Origin of the sequence: Bacillus fungorum, from assembly GCF_002746455.1 — a bacterium.
Lineage (GTDB): Bacteria > Bacillota > Bacilli > Bacillales > Bacillaceae_G > Bacillus_A > Bacillus_A fungorum.
The window spans coordinates 1-17,032 of record NZ_NWUW01000026.1; the positions used below are offsets into that span (position 1 = coordinate 1).

At 30.3% G+C, this 17,032-nt stretch carries 15 protein-coding genes; 13 read left to right on the forward strand and 2 right to left on the reverse strand.

Features of this window, described 5'->3' with window-relative positions:
* Positions 1–414: 414 nt before the first annotated feature.
* From CO726_RS24645 to CO726_RS24680, 8 genes are all read left to right on the forward strand, one after another.
* A complete protein-coding gene (locus CO726_RS24645) occupies positions 415–858 on the forward strand; it encodes a JAB domain-containing protein (protein ID WP_098204951.1) in 444 nt (147 codons plus the stop codon).
* Positions 859–947: 89 nt separating this feature from the next.
* A complete protein-coding gene (locus CO726_RS24650) occupies positions 948–1,361 on the forward strand; it encodes a hypothetical protein (RefSeq protein ID WP_099685977.1) in 414 nt (137 codons plus the stop codon).
* A gap of 82 nt (positions 1,362–1,443) precedes the next feature.
* Positions 1,444–1,656: a hypothetical protein gene (locus tag CO726_RS24655; RefSeq protein ID WP_136699841.1), complete on the forward strand. Its 213-nt coding sequence runs from the start codon at positions 1,444–1,446 to the stop codon at positions 1,654–1,656.
* A 241-nt stretch (positions 1,657–1,897) separates the two neighbouring features.
* The gene (locus tag CO726_RS24660) at positions 1,898–2,134 is read left to right on the forward strand and encodes a hypothetical protein (protein ID WP_099685979.1); all 237 of its coding nucleotides are present in this window, start codon (positions 1,898–1,900) and stop codon (positions 2,132–2,134) included.
* Between the two features lie 173 nt (positions 2,135–2,307).
* Complete coding sequence (locus CO726_RS24665; RefSeq protein WP_098204955.1) at positions 2,308–2,751, forward strand: molecular chaperone DnaJ; 444 nt, start codon at positions 2,308–2,310, stop codon at positions 2,749–2,751.
* Between the two features lie 349 nt (positions 2,752–3,100).
* Entirely contained in the window at positions 3,101–3,322 is a 222-nt protein-coding gene (locus CO726_RS24670) for a helix-turn-helix transcriptional regulator (protein WP_099685980.1), read from the forward strand.
* Positions 3,323–3,350: 28 nt separating this feature from the next.
* A complete protein-coding gene (locus tag CO726_RS24675; RefSeq protein WP_169513077.1) occupies positions 3,351–7,391 on the forward strand; it encodes a SpaA isopeptide-forming pilin-related protein in 4,041 nt (1,346 codons plus the stop codon).
* A gap of 140 nt (positions 7,392–7,531) precedes the next feature.
* Positions 7,532–8,158: a class A sortase gene (locus CO726_RS24680; RefSeq protein WP_099685982.1), complete on the forward strand. Its 627-nt coding sequence runs from the start codon at positions 7,532–7,534 to the stop codon at positions 8,156–8,158.
* Positions 8,159–8,537: 379 nt separating this feature from the next.
* On the opposite strand, the gene CO726_RS24685 is transcribed toward CO726_RS24680, so the two are convergent.
* Positions 8,538–9,998 carry an FtsZ/tubulin family protein gene (locus tag CO726_RS24685; RefSeq protein ID WP_099685983.1) on the reverse strand — a complete coding sequence of 487 codons (1,461 nt, stop codon included), beginning with the start codon at positions 9,996–9,998 and terminating at the stop codon, positions 8,538–8,540.
* Positions 9,999–10,055: 57 nt separating this feature from the next.
* Positions 10,056–10,397: a hypothetical protein gene (locus CO726_RS24690; RefSeq protein WP_099685984.1), complete on the reverse strand. Its 342-nt coding sequence runs from the start codon at positions 10,395–10,397 to the stop codon at positions 10,056–10,058.
* A gap of 687 nt (positions 10,398–11,084) precedes the next feature.
* Between CO726_RS24690 and CO726_RS24695 the strand changes: the two genes are divergently transcribed.
* The 5 genes from CO726_RS24695 (at position 11,085) to CO726_RS24715 (ending at position 16,972) form a co-directional block, all read left to right on the forward strand.
* Positions 11,085–11,399 (forward strand): hypothetical protein, encoded by a 315-nt coding sequence (locus CO726_RS24695; protein ID WP_098204961.1) that lies wholly within the window; start codon positions 11,085–11,087, stop codon positions 11,397–11,399.
* Positions 11,400–11,491: 92 nt separating this feature from the next.
* Positions 11,492–11,710: a hypothetical protein gene (locus CO726_RS24700; protein WP_098204962.1), complete on the forward strand. Its 219-nt coding sequence runs from the start codon at positions 11,492–11,494 to the stop codon at positions 11,708–11,710.
* 1,384 nt (positions 11,711–13,094) lie between these two features.
* Entirely contained in the window at positions 13,095–13,838 is a 744-nt protein-coding gene (locus tag CO726_RS24705) for a hypothetical protein (protein ID WP_099685986.1), read from the forward strand.
* Positions 13,828–15,942, forward strand: coding sequence for a TraM recognition domain-containing protein (locus tag CO726_RS24710; protein WP_099685987.1), 2,115 nt, complete (start codon positions 13,828–13,830; stop codon positions 15,940–15,942). Before CO726_RS24705 ends, CO726_RS24710 begins: the two co-directional genes overlap by 11 nt.
* Positions 15,878–16,972, forward strand: a complete 1,095-nt coding sequence (locus tag CO726_RS24715) for a conjugal transfer protein (RefSeq protein WP_136699844.1) — start codon at positions 15,878–15,880, stop codon at positions 16,970–16,972. The genes CO726_RS24710 and CO726_RS24715 overlap by 65 nt, the downstream gene beginning before the upstream one ends.
* The last annotated feature ends 60 nt before the right edge of the window (positions 16,973–17,032 follow it).

Below are 17,032 nucleotides of genomic sequence, written 5' to 3' on the forward strand. Positions count from 1 at the left end.
CATTTCATACTTTTAAAAAAATCTCCACTCTTAGCCACGATTTTCTTATGAAATGGAAAAGCATATTTCATAAGAAAACCGAGTCTATATTGAGTTTTAAATTTTTGACAGGCTTTTTGTCTTACGCCAAGCCGACACCAAAAAGGAAGCTGTTAAGGCAGCCGACTTGCGTTACTAAGTGTAGCCTGTCAAACCGCCTAAAACCGAGGGGGATAATCCCCCACACCCCCTAGCCAACCTCCCCCAAAAAGTGAAGGACAATCCCAAACCCGAAAGAAAAAAGCAAGAAAAACCGAAAAAAATCAAAAGTTTTTACACAAGTTCTTACAAAAGTATTTACTTTTGTAAGAACTAATGATATAATTATAAATGTAAGGTAGTTAAACAAATTTAAATTTTAAGGAGTGCTTGAAAGTGCAAACAGTTTATGAGGTATTGAGAATTAAGCAAGAAAGAGTAGAAGTAAAAGGAATTAAGATTCCAAGAATCACAAGCTCCGAGATTGGAGCAAACATGGCTCGTCAATTTATTGGTGACGAAGATCGAGAAGTATTTTTTATTGCTTGCTTAAATACTCAATTAGAAGTTATGGCAGTACACAGGGTACATGTTGGAACATTACATTATAGTGTGGTTGCAATGAGGGATGTCTTCAAGACAGCTATCTTAAATAATAGTTATAGCATCATGGCTTTTCACAACCACCCAAGCAATAGCCCGTTCCCTTCTGATGCTGATTATGAATTAACAAAACAATTACTTGAATCAGGTTCAATATTAGGGATACCGCTACTTGACCACGTTATCGTAACTGAAAAAGGGCATTACTCATTCAAGGTAAATAGTGACCTATTTTAATTAAAAATAAGGATATACTTTTTATAAAGTATATCCTTATAAAATGTTTTATTTTTATATAAATAATAGAATGGGAGAAGGGATTTATAATGGAAATAAAAGATAATGATACATTAAAAAAAGAATTGTTAGATATGCCAATAGAAACCCAAATACAAGCACGTAATTTTATAAGAATTTTAAAAACGAAACACATGGATATGCTGAAGTTTAAGGAAATAAAGGAAAAAGAACGTGAAGCCTTTCGATTTTACCGCACAGGGTGTCGGATTAATCTGTCTCATATCTCATGTATTAAATGTGAAAATACGCCAAAACAAGCCGTTGGGAATTGTTATGAAGTGATCTATAAAAAGAAAAAAATTGGTTATGTAGCACAAGTTAAAGATGGCTGGTTATGTGTAGAAGATTTTTCTGACTTTACAAATTCTAATAAGGGAATTTTAGCAGACATGAGGAAAGTTGCTATTGATAAATTTATACAAAGACTTTTAAATGATTAGGATTAACAACTTATAATATGAAGTTTTGAAAATTGCTTTTTAGTAGTAATTTATTTATACTAAGGAAAGAAAGGTGCTTGAAATGTTTAATACATTGCATGTTATAGTTTTTTCCGCCTTTTTATTATTAGGTTGTGCGGTTTTATTAATAGTATCAGAATTAGAATGTGGGAAAAAACATGGTATTGTAATTCAAAATTGTGCGATACTACTTTTTATTTCTGGAATTGCTACGGCTTTTAGTTATTTAGCATCTAATATAGTGTTTGAATTTCTTACAAATGTAAATAATTAACGTAGAAGGGAGTGTTTATATTAATGAAAATGTATGTTGAATATGAAATGCCGGAGGAAACAATTATTATTCCAAAAGATGAAAAAGAAGAAAAAATTTTTATTGTGTAAAGTCCATTGTATATGGGCTTTTTTTATTTGTGTTTTTAGTTCTTACATTTGTATTTACTTTTGTAAGAACTAATGATATAATTTTAGATATAAGGTAGTTAAACAAATTTAAATTTTAAGGAGTGTTGAAAATGCACACTGTAGCTAAAAAACAAGTTAAGGTAAATTGTAAAAAGGTATCTATTTCAAAAATTGTAGATTTACAAAAAGTTAAGTATAAAGTCAAAGATCGTTATGAAAAATTAAATCGTTGGTTTGGTATTGAAGAATGTAAAAGTGACCAAATCATTTATTATGGAACATTTGCTTTAGGAATTATAATACCATTAAGTTCTTATATAATTGGTGGTATAGCTTACGGTTTTTAAGGAATATAAAATAAATTCAATATTATATGTAAAGCCCATTATCTCAAAAATAATGGGCTTTTTTTATTTGTAAACACATTAGTTCTTACATTTGTATTTACTTTTGTAAGAACTAATGTTATAATTATATATATCAGATAGTTAATAAATTTAAATTTTAGGGAGTGTTGAAAATGAAGTATTTTAAAAATGTTTCTACACTAGAGGAATTAAAAAAGGCATATAAGCGTTTGGCTAAAATTCATCATCCTGATTGTGGTGGCGAACATACTGAATTTATTGAAATGAAAAATGAATATGATTCATTACTTAAACAATTAAATAATGGACAAGAACAAGCTGACACATTTAGAAACATAATTGATGAAATTATCAAATATAACATCGAAATTGAAATTATAGGTACTTGGATATGGGTCACAGGAAACACTTACCCAATTCGAAAAGAACTAAATAAAGTAGGTTTTAAATATTCACGTAAGAAAAAAGCTTGGCATTTTCATGAGGGAGAATATAAAAAGAATCACAAGAAGCAATTTACTTTAGATGAAATTAGAGAAATGCACGAAGTTAAAAAAGTTAAAGTGAAAAAAGATATTCTAGCGATTAAAGGATAAAGGGCTTTAAGCCCTTTATTTTTTGATGTTAGGAAAGAAAACTTAATAAATATTATCAATAATGATTCAAAAAGGATTGTTAAAATAAAAAAAATAAGTTATAATGAAGTTACCTTAAAATTTTAAATTTAGTAGTTTAACTATCTACGGAATAAGCGGCTTATCAATTTGATAAGCCGCTTATTTTTTTTGTGTTTAAAAATCATTGTTTTTTGATAAGATTAAAAGGGTTGCTCTAACCATTTCTTTCTGAATATTCAATTTTGTAAACAATTTCTGTTTACTGTATAAATTTAGGTTGTATTATGGTAAAATCTACATATAGGAGGTGATACAAATTTCGCCTTTTATGTCAAAAAAAGAGATTAGCAGACTGGAGGGAGAACGTAGGCGTAGAAAGTTACAACTAAAGAAAGTTGCACATGATTTAGGTATGGTAAAACAGCAATTAAATGCAATTGAAAAAAATCGACGTACAGTCGATTCTAAATTAGCATTTAAAATTGCAGACTACTATTCAAAACCTGTTGAAGAATTATTTCAAGCAACTCGTTTTGAAGCACGATCTTGATCTTTGAAAAATGAATAGGAGTGAAGAAATGGTTGGAGCAGTTCGTAACAAAAAAGTTTTTTCTATTGTATTCACTATTGTAAGTGTTTTTACACTTATGTTCTCTATGATTTTTCCACAACATAAGGCAAGTGCAGAAGTATTAAATCATGAAAAGTATGACAATAAAGGTTGGGTATATTCAAAACATCTAAAATTCTTCCTTCAAACTGATTTAATTAAGTTGGCAGATGGAAGGATTGCTTATTGTTTAGATGAACGTTTAAGTTCTCCAAATGGTCATGACCTTGAACCAATTGGACGTTTAAGTGATGAAGCGTATCGAGTGATGGCATATGGATATCCTGAAAAACAACCTAATGAATTAGGCGCATCTAATTGGCAGGAAGCACATTTCGGTACTCAAATAGCATTATGGGTTGTTAATACAGATATTGACTATTCAGAATTACGTTTTGATAATCCACGTGTTAAAAGTGTAGTTGATCACATTTTAAATGATGTGAGAACAAAAGATACAACACAGGATTTCACGTTTGAAGTATCTCCAACTTCTAATGTTGCAAAAGTTGAAGGTGACTTTTACAAAGCAGGAGCGTTTAAAGTAACAACAAATGCAAAGGGAACATTTACACCACAAGCAATTAATGCACCAAATGGTACATATTTTGCAAATGCTAACGGTGAAAAGAAAACCACATTTAATAACGATGAAGAATTTTATGTTTACTTTGATAAAAACGCAGCTTCAGGCAACTTTAACATTAAAGTTACAGGTGATTTAGTTAAAACAGAAACAATGATATATAAATCACATGATGCAGGTGTACAAAATGCACTGTCTTTAGTTACAACAAAGCAAACACCAGTACAAGACAATCTAAGTGTTAACTGGATTTCAAAAGGTTCATTAGAATTAGAAAAAGTTAATGAAAATGGACAGAAATTAGCTGGGGCAAAGTTTGATGTAAAAAATGCAAAAGGTGAAACCGTTGCTACAATTACAACAGATGAAAACGGCTATGGCAAGGTAGATAATCTTGATCTAGGCGCATATACAATTGTTGAAACTGAAGCACCAAACGGTTATGTATTAGATGGTAAACCGCAAACAATAGAAGTTAAGAATGGAGAAATAGCCAAGATTCATGCTGTTAACAAACTATCAAAAGGTAGTATTGAAATTCATAAAGTGGACGATAATAAAAAGCCATTACAAGGCGTAGAGTTCACCGTATATAAAGATGATAAAGAAATTACAAAAGTAGTTACAGATGAAAATGGTATCGCTAGAGTAAATGATTTACCATTTGGTGAGTATTCATTTAAAGAAACTAAATCTTTAGATGGCTATATTGGTAGCAACGAAACTTATAAATTTGAAATCAAGGAAAATGGTACAGTTCAACAATTCACTGTTTCTAATAAATTGATTAAAGGTAGTATTGAAATTCATAAAGTGGACGACAATAAAAAGCCGTTACAAGGCGTAGAGTTCACTGTATATAAAGATGGTAAAGAAATTACAAAAGTAGTTACAGATGAAAATGGTATTGCTAGAGTAAATGATTTACCGTATGGCTCTTACACATTTAAAGAGACAAAAGGTTTAACAGGATATGAAGGTAGCAGTAAAACAGAAGCATTTGAAATTACAAAAGATGGTTCAAATCAAGTATTCAATGTAACTAATAAATTAATTAAAGGAAACATTGAGATTCATAAAGTAGGAGACAATAAGCAGCCGTTACAAGGCGTAGAGTTTACTATTTATGATAAAGACAATAAAGAAGTTGCAAAAGTAGTTACAGACAAAAACGGTATTGCTAAATCAGGTGATTTACCATACGGCTCTTACACATTCAAAGAGACAAAAGGTTTAACAGGATATGTAGTAAATACTGATACATTTGATTTTAAGATTGAACAAAATGGTTCAAATCAAGTATTCAATGTAACTAATAAATTAATTAGAGGGAACATTGAGATTCATAAAGTAGGAGACAGTAAGCAGCCATTAGAAGGTGTAGAGTTTACTATTTATGATAAGGACAATAAAGAAGTTACAAAAGTAGTTACAGACAAAAACGGTATTGCTAAATCAAGTGATTTACCATACGGCTCTTACTACTTTAAAGAAACAAAAGCAAAAACAGGTTATGTTGTTAATGATGCAAAAACAACATTTGATGTAAAAGAAAATGGTAAAACAATGAAATTTGATGTAGTAAATAAACTAATCAAAGGAAACATTGAAATTCATAAAGTAGGAGACAACAAAAAGCCATTAGAAGGTGTAGAGTTCACTATTTATGATCTAAGCGATAAAGAAATTACAAAAGTAGTTACAGACAAAAACGGTATTGCTAAATCAAGTGATTTACCATACGGCTCTTACTACTTTAAAGAAACAAAAGCAAAAACAGGTTATGTTGTTAATAGTACAAAAACAACATTCAGTGTAAAAGAAAACGGTAAAACAATGAAATTTGATGTAGTGAATAAACTAATCAAAGGAAACATTGAAATTCATAAAGTAGGAGACAACAAAAAGCCATTAGAAGGTGTAGAGTTCACTATTTATGATGAAAAAGGAAACGAATTAAAACAAGTAATCACAGACAAAAATGGTATCGCTAAAGTAGATAATTTACCATACGGTTCTTACAAATTTAAAGAGACAAAAGCAAAAACAGGTTATGTAATTAATAAACAGACATTTGATTTTGATATTAAAGAAAATGGTAAAACATTAAAATTCGATGTAACCAACAAATTAATTAAAGGCAGCATTGAAATTCATAAAGTAAATGAAGCTAATCAGCCATTAGAAGGTGTAGAATTTACTGTTTATGACCAAAATAATAAAGAAATCAAAAAAGTAGTTACAGATAAAGAAGGAAAAGCAAAAGTAGATAATCTTCTTTACGGTAAGTATTACTTCAAGGAATCAAAAACTATTGAAGGATATGTAATTAATCCTCAAAAATTTGAGTTTAGTATTGAAGAAGATGGAAAAGTGTTGCCATTTAACATTACTAACAATTTCATTAAAGGTAATATTAAACTTGTAAAAGTTGATTCTGAAAATAAGGATGTTAAATTAAAAGGCGCAGTTTTTGAATTGTTTGATACAACAAATGAAAAAATTGGAGAATATACAACTAATGAAAATGGTGAAATTACCGTTGAGGGTCTTGTATATGGGACATATAAATTTGTTGAAAAAGAAGCGCCAACAGGCTTTGTTTTAGATCAAAAAGAAATTGTTTTTGAAGTTAAAGAAGATGGTCAAGTAATTGAACTAGAAGCAACAAACAAAAAGATTACAGGTATACTTGAAATTGAAAAGGTTGATGTAGTAGACAGCAAACCACTTGCAAATACTAAATTCGAAATTTTCAATGAAAAGGGCGAAAAAGTTGTAGAAAAAGTTACAGATAAGAACGGAAAAGCAACATTTGAGAAATTACCTTTTGGTAAATATACATTTAAAGAAACAATTGCGCCTGAAGGTTATGTGATTGATGAAACAGTAGTACCATTTGAAATTTTAGAAGATGGTCAAATCATCAAACATAAAGTTACTAATGAAAAGATTACGGGTACACTTGAAATTATAAAAGTGGATGTAGTAGACAGTAAACCACTTCCAAACGCTAAATTCGTGATTTTCAATGAAAAAGGCGAAAAAGTTGTAGAAAAAGTTACAGATAAAAACGGAAAAGCAACATTTGAAAAGCTACCTTATGGAAAGTATACGTTTAAAGAAACGTTTGCTCCTGAAGGTTACTTAATTAATGAAACGGTAGTTCCGTTTGAGATTAAAGAAAATGGTGAGATCATTAAGCATACGGTAGCGGATGAAAGAATACCGACTCCTGAAAAACCAGAACAACCAAAACCTGAACAACCGAAAACAGAACAACCGAAAACAGAACAACCAAAACCTTTACCACAAACAGGTGGTCAAGAAGATAATACAGTAAAATATGCTGGTTTAGGTGCAGTAGCAACAGCCTTAATTGGTCTTGCTTATGTTTTAATTAGAAGAAGAAAAGAAAATTAACCCCCTCTTTAAATTTAAGAAGCGATATCACTAACAAGTGGTATCGCTTCTTTATTATCAAAATTGGTTTAATGTAAAGAAATGAATGTTAGCACAAACGATAAAGCGTGTTTGTGGCCAACATTCAAAAAGGAGAAGAAATGAAAAAAATTATCTTTTTAATTGTAGTATTGTTAATTGGTATAGGAATGTATTTGTATCCTGAATATGAAAAATTTGAAGTAGAAAAAGTGCAAAAAGAACATGTTAAAGAGTTATTAGAAGAAAAGCATCCTTTTGAGGAGCATATAAGTACCGTAGAAACCGATGCTAGTAATCTAAGACGAATTACATTTAATGAAGTTAAAAATGCTAAATTTACAAAGAAAAATGCCATAGGTAAGTTGTCTATTCCAAAGTTAAATTTTTCTATACCGATTTACGCCAATGCAACAGAAAAACATCTATTGATCGGAGCAGCCACTTTAAAAAGTAATCAAGTTTTTGGACAAGGAAATTATTTATTGGCAGGACATAATATGTCACGTAGTAGGGTTTTATTTAGTGATATTCCGAAATTAAAAGAAAATGATGTTGTAATAATCGAAGATAATTACAAACAATATATATACAAAATAAGAGAGAATAAAATAGTGTTACCAAATGCCGGTGAAGTTTTAGAGGAAGATGGCACTAATAAGTTAACTCTTATAACTTGTCTTTCAATTAAAGATAATTCAAAAAGGGTTGTAGTAGTTGGTAATTTAGAAGAAATTAAAGAGAAGTAGCATAAATCAATTATGCTACTTTTTTTATTTCACATTATATTGTTCTTACTTTTGTAAAAACGTTTGTATGAATTATTCTTACCTTTATATTTCCTTTAAACGGAGCGGTCAAGAAGTGGCGCATTGGCTGTATTACATAGGGTGGAGGCTCGTTGTAAAGGGCGTAGCGATAGCGAAGTACATTTTACCCTTTACAATGAGAATCCCTATGTTAGCCTATGTTGGCTAGCCAATTATTAAAGCGGAGTTTTTAATAACTTTCTAATTTATAAGAGATTGAAATGAGCAGCCACCTATCGGTAGGCCGCACATTAACAATAAAAGTGTAAATAAAAATAGCCATGTTTGATACATGGCTATTTAAATATTAAACTATTGATTATTTTTTACCAAATGCATTACCAAATGTACCCCTATTTATAGTGCTAGGATTAACTTTTCCAAACCCTGTTTTTTTACTACCAAATGCAGGTTTTTGTGTTTCTTCAGTAGTGTTTTGTGTTTGAGTATTTGCGGATTTTCTTGCAAACACAGATTCTTGCTTATTTTGACCAAATTTGTTTTGTACGCCTTTTGAAAATGGAGTAAAACCACCTTGTGGTATAAAAGAAATATCAATTTCTTCTTCATCTTCAGTTTTATCATCCAATTTTTCATGTAAATATTTTGCTTTAATAGATAATTCTCCAACTATTTCAGGAAGACTCATTCCACCAAAAATTGTATAGTTAACAGCATAATCGCTATTCCAAATTGGGTCACCAGTTTTACCGCTTAATTCTTTAATATTTTTGTAACCACTTAATACTTTGTTTATTTTATTTGTTGTTTCAACATCTTGGAAGAAATCAGCATCACTTGGATGTAATAAAATATTTGCAAATGATTTTGCTGAATTGAATTTATGTTTACAAGTTAAATAACTGTTCTCTAATGACTTTTCAATAGCACTTTCCAATTCTTTAAGATCTTGTTTTTTAATTCTTGCTTTCCCAATTGTTAAAAATCTTCCGTATTTAGTAAATAATTTTTGGAAATCAGATGCATCGTAACTAACTAAGTTAGAACCAAAATTAGCTGGAATTATATTGATTTCATGAATTAAGCTTGCTACATAGTCATTTGATGTTTGTTGCCAATTCATATGAGTATCTTTAAATTCTTTAGAACCCTTTTGTTGTCTAACTATTTTTTCCATTTGAGGGTTGTAACAAAGAATTACATTTGATAAAGGTTTAGTATCAGTAGCTGTATAAGCAGTATTTTGTACTTTAATAAATTCATTAATTTCACTAATTAATAATAAAGCATTGTTTAATTCTTCAGGATTATCGTCAGGTAATGAAATCATCATAGAAACTGGTACTGGGAAAAAATCATCTCTAATTAATTGTAATACTAAAGAACCAAAGCCTGTTCCTACGCCACCACCAGCGCCTAAATCAACTAAGATATGGTCAATAATCAATTGTCCATCATCATCAGTAAATTTACGTGAGATAGCGTTAATAAGCTTATTCATTTGTTCTTCAGCATTTTTATTTTCTTCAGGATTAAAAGTTTCAAGTACAACGCTAGGAGTACGAGCAGCCCCTTGTAATCCATCAAAATGAATACGATCTTCTTTAGCGATATTTTCCAAATAGTACATATCTGTAGCGCTTAAATTTAATGCTAATGTTGGGTAACATGGTGTGCCATCTGAAAATTTGTAACCAGCAAAAATGTCAGCAACTTTGTTTCCTTTTTGTCCAGCACCAATTACTCCAAATCGAATTGCTACATTATTAATTTCATGATTCCCATACATAAATTCTAATTCGTTGCTATTTGTTAACATATTAATACACCCCTATTTTAATTTTTAATTTTTGCTATTTAATAAGAAGAAATTAGTTTAGTTTTCTTGGTGTGATTCCATTACAAGTTCTAATACTCTAAAGCCTAAAGTAGATAAAACATAAAATGAACGTTTGTAATGTGAACTTATTGAATCATCAATTTCTAATAATCCGCAAAAATACATCATGTCTACGTAATATCCACAAATTTGTTTTGGAATATCGTTTTCTGTAGAGATATTCATTTTGTTCATTGAACGTAATGAAAATCCTTCTTGACCTTCAGTTTTATTAATGAAGCTTTTTAAAATATCAATGCAGCGTGGTTCTAGTTGGATTCGTTCAGCAATAATTTCCGCAAAAACATCTTGGCATTGATCTAACATTTCATTATTCATGGTAAGCCCTTCTTTCTTAACTGTATATAAAATTTAATTTTATTTACTGTTTCCTTAATTGGTTGATTTAATAATAACATTTGTAAGAACTAATGTCAATACTTTTGTAAAAATTGTTTTTACTTTTGTAATTACTTTTGTTCTTACAATGAAATTGTAGCATATAAATATTGATAAATCAACGTTTATTTGTTCTTACATTTGTTTTTACTTTTGTAATTATTTTTAGCTTTATAGTTTTGTATTTATATTTTTTAAGAGATTTATTTAAAAATTATCAAATGGAAGGTTAGTATATATATAGGAAACAGTAGGACATTAGGAGATAAAATGGAGTGTTTGGAAAAGAAATCCTTTACGAATCTATAAAAAACATGTACTATGAGTATATAAATCTTAAAAACATAAAAAAAGCGCCACATAATGTGACGCTTTCCGATCAAGCTAGACCCCCATCTAACTTGAAAATGCAGGTTAATGTTGCTACCAACAACATTAACTACTAATTAACTTTTGTCATGAGTTAATAATAACAATTATATAAAATACTTTCAAGTAGTTTAAAGAAATATTTTACTACTTTTTGTGACATTTTTAAAGTATTTTATACAAATTTTTGCATTTTTAAGACCATTTCGGGCGTTTTAGCTTGGAATGGTCTTTTTTGTGCTGTTAGGAGGTAGTTAAATGCAAGCTATTAACTTACCTCAAAGGTACAAGAAAGCCTTTGAGGAAGCGAAAAGGAAGGGTTTTAACTTAATTAGAATGACAGCCCAGGAGCGTAAGGCTTATGAATGGTACAAACGAGAGGTAAGGTTACACAATGAACACCATAAAACAAAGAAAACAGTTAAAAACACAAGAAAACAAGCGGATTTCTCAAGGAAATCAGGAAAAGTAGTCACAAAAACGCTCGATAAAGACGAATTAAAAGAATTATTGGATTCACAGAATAACAAATTAAATAAAAGTAACATGACGAACGCCCGTACTCGTCAATAAAAAAGCGGTCAGGTTGGAGGGTTGCCAATGCATAAAAAACCCCTTGTCGGTCTAGTGATCTCTAACATTAGGCAGGCAATCGAGTATTTTGTGTGTTTTTTCTATTGGAAAAGAAAGTGCGAATAGCGCAGAAAGCCAAAAATAAAAATGCAAGGGTTGGATGTCATGATTGCGAAAGCAAGGGACTACAAGATGAATCGACTGTATTTTATATGGTTGAGGAAGTACAAGGGCGTGATGAGTATTTAAACGCTTGTAGAAGCGACACAGCTTACTCTTTAGAGTCTATGAAGGTCAGAACCTCGGCATGAAGCTAGAGCCTTCTAGAAACAGAGTTTTTCTAGCATTTTGCTAGGGGGAACTCTGTCTAATCCAATCGACCTTCCTAACAAGCCGCTAGATATTGAAAACCTTTTTCGAAAAGTCAAGAGAAAGTTGAAGAATTTAAAAGAAAAAATAAATATATTAATAAAATAAGAGTTATTTGTAAAACCTTTCGAAATACTTTCTTATTAAAAGTAAAGAAAGTAATTATAAAGAACTTCATCTAAAGAAAATGGATTAATAAAATTGATGATAAGTTTGTGAAATTAGGGGATTATTGAAGTGGGATTTGAGGGGGAGATTTCGAGTTTCTTCTATATAAAGGATTTACTTTTTGTTCTAGAATTTTTGTTTTTATTCTAAATAAGGGAATTATAATTAAATGTAGAAGTATGGGAATTATAGAAAGTGATCGGAGACTACATTTAAAGTTGGAGGGGGATTTTTTATTTAGTTTGAATATGTAAACATATTTATATTTAAATTATTTAATAATTCCTAATATGGTTACTATTTCATTTATTTAGAAAAGTTTGCTAAAAAGTATTGACTAAATTTGGATACATGGTAAAATTAGGGTACAGTATAAAACAGGTATAAAACTAGTATAATTTGAGTATAAAAGTAGTATAAAAGTAGTATAGTCGTTATACTTTCCAGCCGCACTCCCACACTTGAATAAACGTTGATGTGACGGGGCTTCATTTATCGTTTTTGGGGTTCTGACGAACGCCCAAACATTCAAACCACCCTCTCTCAACGTACCTTATGAGATAGGGTGGTTTGAATGACACTCTAAATGAAGCCCCTATATAAAAGAATCTAGTGTGGGAGTGCGGCTGGAGGATAGTGTAAGAATGTAGTAAGTGATAGAAGAAAAGAACAAAGATAAGAAAGAAAGGAGAAGATCAAGAGAAAGAAAAGAAAAAGAAGAAAGATAAAAGAATAAAAGAAAGAAAAGATAAAAGAAAAAGAAAAGGGAAAGAGCAAAGAAAAAAGACAGAAGATAAAGAAAAAAGAAAAAGAATAAAAGAAAGAACAAGATAAAGAAAAAAGATGAAAGAAGGGAGAGAGGAAGAAAGAAAGATTGTGAAAAAGTTAGTGTAGTGTTAGAAAGGAGGGAGAGAAAATGAAGCCAGTAAAGAGTAAGAAAGCTGGTGGAATTGAAATGTAAAGATAATATTGGAAATGTAATAAAATGTAAAATAAATTATATAAAAATAATAACAGGAAGGAAAGTGAATGTTAGTTAAAAATGAAAAGTGCAAAAGAAATGTAGTTATTAAATCAGAATTGTTGAAACAAGTTATATATGTGATGGGGAAAATAAATTAAACTAAGGAGAGTGAAAAATGAAAAGGAAGTGAAAAAATGCATGTTTTAAGTCCTAAACAAAATTTGTTGTTGGACACCGTTAGCAAATTTGGAATTATTAGCGGTAAACAGATTTTGCAATATTTAAAAGGTGAACTGATTAAGCCAACTTTATACAAAGTAAAAAATCAGTTAATGGCAATGGGTTTGATCGGAACGGAAAAAGTCGGATTAGACACAGTATTTTATATTACAGAAAAGGGGGCGAGTTATACAGGCGATTATACAATAGGTTATACGTCATTTCCTGTAACAACTTTAAAGCATGATTTATTGGTGAATGAATGTATTTTAACTTACTTGGAGGTAGGTGAAAAAAATCCACATATAACCAATATTGAATTTGTTTCAGATAAAACTCTTCTAAAGCAAGAATTAGAAGAAGCAATTTTTTTGAGTAAGCAAGATGAAGATAAAATGGTGAAGAAAAATTCAGTGCGTTTGCGAAATCGTATTCCGGATTTTGTATTAATCACTACTCTTAATGCAAACGGTCAAGAAATAAGACGATATAATGCTTTTGAAGTTGAACTTCACGCTAAGAGTAAAATCAGATATAAAGATAAATTTCTACATTACAAGCAATTAATCAAGCAAGAAAAGAGATATCACAATGTTACATACATCGTACCTGACAAAATCGTATACAACGCAATTGCTAGGGCTTCAACTGATACATTAACAATGAATGAAGATATCACCTTGAAAATGTTAAAAGAGGTGATAAAAATTGAACAATGACAAACCAATAAATAAAGATAAAGATAATGAAACGTGGGAGCAGCTAAGTATAATACTTGGAATTGCTGTTGGTATCACGTTAGTATTACCACCCATTATAATGGCAATCTTGCTTTTTATAATTCTTAGACCTTTATGTGTAAAAAAGAAAGTTGTTTCTAAAATTGTCAGTTTTATAGGAATATTGCTAACAATTATCTTTTTCTCCACGTTCCCTTATATCGAGTATTTTGGATATTTACATTACATCCCAATAAATGTTGAAAAGTGGAAAAGTTTTTCAATTTCTTACAAAAGTATGTTATTGTATTTCGGGTTGGGTTTAATTTTAATTTATCCAATGGAGCGTTTACTCGAATATTATCGTTCTAAGATTGTTAAATCAAAAGAACATGAAATGAATGAAAAAAGAAGCACAGAAAAGTACAAGAAAACTGAAAAAAATCGTTTAGAGATTAATAACAAGCTACAAACAAAGTGGAGAGAAAAGCCAGTTAAACAAGATGAAGCTGTATTTTTAGGAATTGATGAATTTGGGAATCCGTACTATATGGGTGATTCAGAATTGAACCGTCATGCATTAGCTGTTGCAACAACGGGTGGTGGTAAAACAACATTATTTTACGCTTTAATGGAAAAATCATTAAGAAAAGGTGAACCATTCATTTTCGTAGATGGTAAAGGTGATCCAGCTACAATAAGTGAAGTTCAAGCAATATGTGACAGGTACAATGTAAAATTGCATGTCTTTAGCGATAAACTGGATACTTCTTATAATGCGATTAAATATGGGAATAAGACATCTATAAAAGATAAATTAATGAATATTTTAGATTGGTCAGAACAATTTTATGCAAATAAATCTGAAAATCTTTTGCAAAATGTTGTTTCGTTTATAGATGATTATGAATTACCTAGAGATTTGCCTACTGTCGCAAAATTTTTAAACCCTGACAGAATTAAAGAGATTTTAGATCAAGATGTTGTTACAACATATATAGAAGTTGAAAATGAAGTTGAAGTTGAGGTTGAAAAAGAAGTTGAGGTTGAAGTTTTTGAAGATGAAACAGAAACTTCAGTAGAGGAAAAACCAGTTGAAGTTGATTTAAACAATTTTGATATTAATGATTTAGTTAATTTTTCAGTAGATGAAACACCAAAAGAAGAACCAAAAGTAAAACTCGAAAAAGAAGAACGAAAGCCTAAATTAGTAAAACAAATAAAAAAGGTAATGGAAAAACAAGTAGTAATAGAAAAAGTTCCAAAAGAAGAACCTTCAGAAAGAGCAAAAAAATATCAAGAAATCTTTTTCGAACGAATGCAAGAAGGAGCAGCCTTTGAAGGTATTGAAGGTTTACAACTTCAAATTTACACACTACTTGATAGTGAAATTGGTCATTTGTTTGAAGAAAGGGAAAACGGCATTGATCTTAGTAAGATTACAGAAAATAAAGAAGCTGTTTTATTCTCATTAGATGGAAATATATACAATAAATTCATCAATATTATGGCTAGATTGGTAATTGCAGATGTGAAAACATTAGCTTCTATTCGTGGAAGAAGAAAAGATAAGGTTTTAGCTGTATTTGATGAATTTAGCGCATATGGAACACCTGATGTTGTAGACAACATTAATAAATCACGTTCAGCAGGTTTTGAATGTGTTATCGGAACTCAAACATTAGCAGATATTGAAAAAGTGCAAAAAGGATTAGTTGACCAAATTATAGGTAATACAAACACATATTTCTTTGGTCTTGCGAATGATGATTATACAATCGAGAAAATGTCTAATACATTAGGAACTTATGAAGATAACGATGTAACATATCAAACTGAACAATCAGGTGGCGGTTTTAAACGAATTGATATGAAAAGTGAAAAAGGTACAGTTCGTCAAGTTAATAAGTTTCAAGTTAAACCGCAAACATTACGTGAATTTAGTATCGGTCAATTTGCAGTATGGCGTAAAGCAGCTAAAGAAAATAGACCAGCGGATATTGTTTACATGAGAAACACACTTGAAGGAGTTGAAACAGATGGGTTTGAAAAAAAAGGAGACAGAGGACGAAGTAAAAAAAGAATCTTTTCGAGAAATGCTTAAAAAAAAGCTTGAACCAAAAGAAAAACGGAAAAAACAAGAATTCAGACATGTCCCTCTTTCGAGAGAAAAGTGGAGAAGGGTTACAAGTATCACTTTAACGGGGGCTATCGCAACGAGTTTCTTCTTCAATGTTTATTACTTCAATAAGTATCAAAAAATTAGAAATGATGTAAAAAAGGCAAATGAAACGCTAGAACAATCCATTAAAGATAAACAAAAAGATGACTTGTTAGTTCAAAATGGAGCAGTTGTTTTTAGTCAGAAATTCTTGAAGGACTATATCAATATTGCAAGTGGGAAAGAAAATCGTGAAAAACGAGTAGCAAATTTACATTCATACTTTGTTGAAGATTATAACCTTCAAAAAGTTGAAGATTACAAAGAATTTGCTGGTGAGAGGAAGATCGGTAACGTTGCTTACATTCAAAAAGAAAGAATCAGTGACAAGAAAGCAAATTATCATTTCCTAGTCGATTACACCATTATTACCAACGGCAAAGAAAAAGTGAAAGAGAAAGTAAAAGAAAAAGTTGTAGAAAATGGTCAAGAGGTTGAAAAGGAAGTTGAAAAAGAAGTTGAAAAGGATGTACCAAAAGAAGTACATCGCTTAAATGAAGTGATTGTTCCAATTACTACAAATGGAGAAGGATATGCAGTAATTGATATTCCAACATTTAAAGACAGAAAATTAGAGGATGCAATCAAATACAAGGAAAAAGAGGACTTCCAATTTACTTCAACTCCAACCGCTGATGAAAATAAAAAGATAGATGAATTTTTAAATGATTACTTTAAGGCATTTACTGAAAATATCGACCAAGTAAAATATCTATCTAACGATACAAAGACACTAAAAGATTACAAATTTGGTAAAATAGAAAACAAGAAAGTGGCAAAAAAAGACAATAAATTTATGGCTGAATTAACAGTCCTCTTTACAGAAAAAGAAACAGGCTTACCAATCTCACAAAATCTTAATATTGAATTTGAAAAAGTAAATGGAGATTTCCATATTACGAGTGTTAAATAGTTAATCAGATGCAGCCACCTAACGGTAGGCCGCATCAAACACCGAATTGCAGAAACCCAT

What these genes read in the sequence shown, in the direction of transcription:
- CO726_RS24690 (WP_099685984.1), bottom strand. Translation starts at nt 10,397, where the DNA reads ATGAATAATGAAATGTTAGATCAATGCCAAGATGTTTTTGCGGAAATT.
- CO726_RS24715 (WP_136699844.1), top strand. Translation starts at nt 15,878, where the DNA reads ATGGGTTTGAAAAAAAAGGAGACAGAGGACGAAGTAAAAAAAGAATCT.
- CO726_RS24680 (WP_099685982.1), top strand. Translation starts at nt 7,532, where the DNA reads ATGAAAAAAATTATCTTTTTAATTGTAGTATTGTTAATTGGTATAGGA.
- CO726_RS24670 (WP_099685980.1), top strand. Translation starts at nt 3,101, where the DNA reads ATGTCAAAAAAAGAGATTAGCAGACTGGAGGGAGAACGTAGGCGTAGA.
- CO726_RS24675 (WP_169513077.1), top strand. Translation starts at nt 3,351, where the DNA reads ATGGTTGGAGCAGTTCGTAACAAAAAAGTTTTTTCTATTGTATTCACT.
- CO726_RS24660 (WP_099685979.1), top strand. Translation starts at nt 1,898, where the DNA reads ATGCACACTGTAGCTAAAAAACAAGTTAAGGTAAATTGTAAAAAGGTA.
- CO726_RS24650 (WP_099685977.1), top strand. Translation starts at nt 948, where the DNA reads ATGGAAATAAAAGATAATGATACATTAAAAAAAGAATTGTTAGATATG.
- CO726_RS24665 (WP_098204955.1), top strand. Translation starts at nt 2,308, where the DNA reads ATGAAGTATTTTAAAAATGTTTCTACACTAGAGGAATTAAAAAAGGCA.
- CO726_RS24705 (WP_099685986.1), top strand. Translation starts at nt 13,095, where the DNA reads ATGCATGTTTTAAGTCCTAAACAAAATTTGTTGTTGGACACCGTTAGC.
- CO726_RS24655 (WP_136699841.1), top strand. Translation starts at nt 1,444, where the DNA reads ATGTTTAATACATTGCATGTTATAGTTTTTTCCGCCTTTTTATTATTA.
- CO726_RS24695 (WP_098204961.1), top strand. Translation starts at nt 11,085, where the DNA reads ATGCAAGCTATTAACTTACCTCAAAGGTACAAGAAAGCCTTTGAGGAA.
- CO726_RS24685 (WP_099685983.1), bottom strand. Translation starts at nt 9,998, where the DNA reads ATGTTAACAAATAGCAACGAATTAGAATTTATGTATGGGAATCATGAA.